The sequence below is a fragment of the Pseudanabaena biceps PCC 7429 genome, assembly GCF_000332215.1.
In the GTDB taxonomy this organism is placed as follows: Bacteria; Cyanobacteriota; Cyanobacteriia; order Pseudanabaenales; family Pseudanabaenaceae; genus Pseudanabaena; species Pseudanabaena biceps.
Genome location: NZ_ALWB01000354.1, coordinates 1 through 3,285, shown reverse-complemented (window position 1 = coordinate 3,285; position 3,285 = coordinate 1). Strand labels below are relative to the sequence as shown.

Sequence of the window (3,285 nt, the reverse complement as noted above, 5' to 3'; positions counted from 1 at the left end):
TTGCGCCGCCGATTGTCCTTTGGGGTTTCATTAGTCCTATCTATCTTTTTTATTGCTATAGGCTCAATTAAATATAAAACCCAAAACAGTGTTGCAGCGCAGAGCGCTGCAACACTGTTTTGGGTTTTATGTCCTTGCCTATACCTAGGTCATAAGGGGAAAAAATAGCACTGGTGAAACGCAAAGACACTACACGACTTGTTTTTGCTGTTACATTGTTTTTGTTATCGTGATTATCTTGTACAGCGTTCGTAGATTTTATGGCAAAGCAAGGGCAACAACAGTTAGATTTCGGGTTGGAGTCTAATGGGGGAAATATCATACCAACCTCATTGCATACTGAAATGCAGCGATCGTATCTAGAGTATGCGATGAGCGTGATTGTTGGTCGTGCTTTACCCGATGCCCGTGATGGTCTAAAACCTGTGCACCGCAGGATTATCTATGCAATGCATGAGCTAGGGCTGGTGCCTGATCGCCCCTTTCGTAAATGCGCCCGTGTCGTCGGTGATGTATTGGGTAAGTATCATCCCCACGGCGATCAATCGGTTTATGATGCGCTCGTCCGCTTGGTACAGGATTTTTCGAGCCGATACCCTTTGCTCGCAGGACATGGCAACTTTGGCTCGGTGGATAATGATCCTGCGGCGGCGATGCGCTATACCGAATGTCGTTTGGCGGCGATCGGCAATGAGGCGTTGCTGAGTGAAATTGAGGAGGAAGTTGTCGATTTTGTCGATAACTTTGATGGTTCGGAGCAGGAGCCAGCGGTATTGCCCGCCCAGTTACCGATGTTGTTGCTCAATGGTTCGACGGGGATCGCTGTGGGCATGGCGACGAATATCCCGCCACACAATTTGAGCGAGATCGTTGATGGAGCGATCGCTTTACTCGAAAACCCAAATCTACCCGATGATCGGTTATTGAGTTTAATCCCTGCCCCTGATTTCCCGACTGGGGGGATCGTCATGAATGAGGAGGGTGTGCGCGAGGCATACCTAACTGGACGCGGCAGCATTACGATTCGGGGCGTTGCTTCAGTAGAGCAGTTTGGCGGTAAAGGTACGGGCAAGCGCCAAAAACAAGCAATTATTGTGACCGAGTTGCCCTATCAGGTGAATAAATCGGCATGGATTGAGAAAATTGCGGAATTGGTAAATAATGGCAAAATTGAGGGGATTTCTGATATCCGTGATGAAAGCGATCGCGCGGGAATGCGCGTCGTCATCGAGATCAAAAAGGATATTGCGCCAGAAGTAATTATCGATCAGCTCTATCGTCAAACCGCTCTGCAATCAAATTTTGGGGTGATTTTGTTAGCCCTCAAAGGCTCGCAGCCCAAGCAGATGAGTTTGCGCGAATTGCTGCAAGAGTTTCTTTCCTTTCGCGAAGAGACTCTTGCTAAGCGGTTTCGCTATGAGTTGAAAAAAGCCCAAGAAAAATCCCATTTATTAGAGGGGCTAGTGATCGTTCTCCAAGATATCGATCGCTTGATTCGGATTTTAAGATTTGCCAATAACAGTGCTCTTGCCAAAACCGATCTCCAGACAGAGTTTTCTCTCTCGGAAACCCAAGCTGAGGCGATTCTCTCGATGCCTTTGCGTCGGATCACTGCCATTGAGCAACAAAAGATCCGCGATGAGTTGGAGACGTTGCAACAGCAAGTGGCGAGACTTGAGAGATTGCTAGGGGATCGGCGCGAGTTAGTAAAATTTTTGAAGAAAGAGCTACGCGATCATAAAAAAAGGCATAGCGATCAACGACGGACGCATCTTGCTTGGCAGCTTTTAAGTAATCGTCCTGAGGAGACTTTGGGCGAGGATGAGGCAGAAATACCTAAAGGCAATTCAAAAACCCCTAAGTCCAAAAATACGGACAACGGCAATCAACAAACCCTTGAGATGGGGGCTGTAACGGAGAATTTTCTAGACAAAACTGCTACGAAAGCTCCAAAAGCTACCAATCAAGGAGCCGAAAAAACAAGCGATCGCCAATCGGCAACTAAATCTGTAACTAAATCGGCAACTAGATCGGCAACTGGCAAGCAACCACAGACCATCGAAGTGCCGCTTATTTCTCTGACGACTGAGCTGAATATCCCCGTTGCGGAGCCCCAAGATGTGACGATTCAACTCACCCATAAAGGCTACATTAAGGGTTTAGAAAGTAATTCTAAAGCTACTCAATTGGTTGATCTCGGTGACGATGTCACGATTGCTTCCTGCGATACTCGTAGCGATCGAGAAATGGTGGTACTGACGGATGCAGGGCGCGCTTTTCCCATTGCTCTGCGCAATCTGCCGATCGCTAAGGGTAAAAGTCGCGGCACGCCTTTAATTACCTTGTTACCCGATAGCACCGATCGCATCGTGTCCCAATTTATTTGGGAAAAAAATCCAGCATCTACGGAGGGCTTAGTACTACTTTCCCGTCAAGGCAAAATTAAGCGATCGCCGCTTGCCGAATTTGCCGATATGACCGCACGCGGATTAATTGCTGCCAAATTTAAGGAAGATGATGCGCTTTTCTGGGCTGATATTGTCGGGTTAGAACAGGAATTAGCGATCGCCACTTCCGCAGGTAGAATTCTGCGCCTTAAAGCCGATGAAACCCAAATCCCCACCGTGGGAAGGGCTGCCGCAGGAAACATTGCCCTAAGGTTGGGAAGTTCAGAGGCGCAAATCGGCGTATCGATTCTGGATTTACAACAGTATCCCAATTCAGAGCTAATCCTGATTACGGCAGAAGGCTTTGCTAAAAGGGTAGCGGCGGTAAATATTCGTTCTGCGGTTAGAGGGGCGATCGGTTCACAGTGCTTCAAGTTCCAATCGCGCACTGACAGCTTAGTCAGCATGATCGCGATTACTAGCCCTCGCCTTGATTTACCAGTCACCTTCTTGATCGGTCAAGATCGCGATAATGGGTTAAGAACTGTCCAAATGCCTTTAGGAGCGATTCCTTTAGAGTTACCCAATAGTCAAGGACGCTCTATTTTTGCTGGGGAAAGTGATCTCATGCGATCGGAAAAAGTGATTCGCGTAGTTGCCAAATAAGGCATAAAGCCAAGAAATAGCGCTGCGAGGCTAAGCCTCGCAGCGCTATTTCTTGGCTTCTTCCTTCCCAGTGAAGAATTATACCAATTCACAAAAGTGTGACAACACTTTCGTGAATTGGTATAAGCCGATAGCAACAATGGGCGGGCTTGGTATAATTAAGATAGCTATAGTCAGTAATGTTAGGGCAAAAATCAAACCCAATAGAGAGTTGCGGCGCGAAGCGCCGCAA

General features: G+C 47.5%; 1 protein-coding gene. It reads left to right on the top strand.

Translation table 11 applies throughout. From position 1 onward, the window contains the following. Nucleotides 1–260: 260 nt before the first annotated feature. Complete coding sequence (locus tag PSE7429_RS22180) at nucleotides 261–3,053, top strand: DNA gyrase/topoisomerase IV subunit A (RefSeq protein WP_009629629.1); 2,793 nt, start codon at nucleotides 261–263, stop codon at nucleotides 3,051–3,053. Nucleotides 3,054–3,285 lie beyond the last annotated feature (232 nt).